Origin of the sequence: Faecalimicrobium dakarense, assembly GCF_000499525.1 — a bacterium.
Classification (GTDB): domain Bacteria; phylum Bacillota; class Clostridia; order Peptostreptococcales; family Peptostreptococcaceae; genus Faecalimicrobium; species Faecalimicrobium dakarense.
Map to the genome: position 1 here is coordinate 1 of NZ_HG529260.1, position 2631 is coordinate 2631.

Here is a 2631-nt window from a genome sequence, read left to right on the forward strand (position 1 = left end):
ACAAAAGTGGAGAGCTTTTAAATTTAAATAAAAATAATAATTTCCAAATAGAAAAGTTAGAAGGTAGTAATTGTGCAGTATGTGAGTGTGAAAATAATATAGGAAGTAATTATTGTAAGCATTGTGGAGCAGATCTGTATGAGATAAATGATAAAAGTCAATTTGAATCAATTATAAAAAATAATAAAAGTATAAATTATATTTTAGAAAAGTTTAATATAGGTAAAATTTTACTAACATCTTCTTTATCATTAGGTATACTTTTAGTTGTATCATTTTTTATAAAAGGATTTATTAGCCTAGAATTTTCAGAGATAAGTTATATTATAAATCCATTACATATAATAATGGCGTTAAATCTTGGAGTATTGGATGGATATTCATCAACTATGGTAGGATCAGGTTCTATAGAAGCTCATATAGGTATGCTAATATTACTTATAATGCCTGTAATTTCTATAATTATATCTAATTTTATATTTCTTAAGAAGGAAAATAAAGATTTAAATTCAGTTATATTAAATTCTATAGGATTTGGGATTAGTTATGGTTTAATGTTAGCTGTTATAAGTATATTTGCAACTGTTAAATCAAATCCAATGGATATGATAGACTATGGTCTAGCAATAAACTTTAGATACAGATTTTCAAGCCTATTAATTAATGGATTTATTATAGGATTTTTAACTACTTATATATTTTCATTTAAGAAAAAGTACCGAAATAATAATATATATATAGATATATTAAAAAATGCTATAAATACAATAGCAATAGGGTATATTTTAGTATTTATAATACTTTTAATACTAACATTATCAGACTCAAGTTTTTTAAATGAAATTGGACTTTATGGATATTTAGATAAGTTCAATATAGGTATAATATTATCTCAACTTACAGCATATGTTTGGGAGTTTGCAAACTTTATACCTATTAGCATAAACAACAATATTATATCTATACTTAATACAGGTATATTTTTTAACACTAAATTAATATTTTATTCTATGATTGCCCTATCTCTATTAATAATTTTAATATCAGGATGTAATATTAAATATAAGTATAAAGAAAATGGTAAAAAAGCAATTTTAATATTTGCAATATCTTATGCAATTATTATGGGTATTTTAGCAATGTTTAGTTATATAACAGTAGGAGGAAATATATCTTTATTGGAGATGAATAATTATAAGGCATCAATTTTTATGGGAACAAGCATTACATCTACTATGATAATATCTTTCATATATAGCTATGTTGTATCATGGATAGGATATAAGTTAAATACATTTTAAAACTCTAGAAAGGGAGATATAGTATGCAAGATAAAATAGAAAAAAACTTTTCAAAAGTTCAAGATAATATTGAAAAAGGAAAAGAAAAGGTTGATAATTTAAAATCAAAATTAGATATAAAAAAAGTAATAAATGAAGCTGAAGTAAAGAAAACTAATATATTACTAGAAATGGGAATGCTTACATTTAAAAAGATTAGATCAAAGGAAATTAATGATTATAGCTTTAATGAATTTTGTGACGAAATATTAGAATTAGATAAAATAATATATGAAAGTAATTTAAATATAAATGAATTAGAAACAGATAAAAGAGGAATTTTTTGTGAATGTGGATATGTGGCAAATATAAATGATAAATTTTGCGTTGAATGTGGCAGAAAAATTCAATCAGAAGATAATCAGGTAGATTTGAAAATATGTGAACATTGTAACAATGAAATGGATAAAGATAGTAACTATTGTATATGCTGTGGTAATAAATTAGAATTATAAGAAGGTGAATGTATATTCACCTTTTTATGTTTTATAAATATAAAACTCAATGTGGTATAATAATATATAGTTTATAAATATTAAGGTGATGAATGTGAAAAGGATAAGAGAGTGTGATATTGGCAAAGTACACCTATTTAAAAATATAAGTGGGGCGTCAATAAAAAATATTTTAGAGGAAAGCTCTATTAGAAAATTAGAGAAAAAAGAAGTTTTATTTCGTGAAAATGATAGTATAAGTAAAATATATTTTTTATTAGAAGGAAAAGTATCAACATTTAAAATAAGTGAAAATGGAGAACGGAAAATAATATTTATGCTAAAAGAAGGAGAAATGATAAATGAAGTTTTAGTAGATAATAGAAGAAATTCAACCATTGGGTGTGAAGCGTTTGAAAAATCATTAGTTCTAGAATGTGATATGAAAAATTTTTTATATTATATGGAAAGAGATTTTGCATTAACAAAGAACATATTATCATACTCAGAGTTAAGAACTAGGAGATTGTATAGGCAACTTAAAAACTCTATATCTATTAAAATAGACAAAAAATTAGCGGCTAAATTATATAGAATAAGTAAAGAATTTGGAATAAAAAATGGAGAGTGGACTCTTATAAATTTCAACTTAACAATAACTTATCTAGCAGACATGCTAGGATGTAAAAGAGAGACATTATCAAGGTCCATGAAAATATTACAGGATCAAAATCTAGTCAAAATAGATGGAAAAAAAATTTATACAAAGAAAGAGGAATTAGCTAAGTATTTTAAAGGAAACTAGATTATAATAAAAATTTCTCCTTTAATTAATATGAAATATAATTATTTCATAT

General features: G+C 23.2%; 3 protein-coding genes. All 3 read left to right on the forward strand.

Going from position 1 to position 2631, the window contains the following annotated elements; translation table 11 throughout:
• The coding region (locus BN899_RS19185; protein WP_042273096.1) for a hypothetical protein at window positions 1–1301 on the forward strand (1301 nt) is incomplete at its 5' end.
• Window positions 1302–1324: 23 nt separating this feature from the next.
• Window positions 1325–1795 carry a zinc ribbon domain-containing protein gene (locus BN899_RS03800; protein ID WP_042273098.1) on the forward strand — a complete coding sequence of 157 codons (471 nt, stop codon included), beginning with the start codon at window positions 1325–1327 and terminating at the stop codon, window positions 1793–1795.
• An 88-nt stretch (window positions 1796–1883) separates the two neighbouring features.
• Window positions 1884–2579 carry a Crp/Fnr family transcriptional regulator gene (locus BN899_RS03805; protein WP_081712147.1) on the forward strand — a complete coding sequence of 232 codons (696 nt, stop codon included), beginning with the start codon at window positions 1884–1886 and terminating at the stop codon, window positions 2577–2579.
• The last annotated feature ends 52 nt before the right edge of the window (window positions 2580–2631 follow it).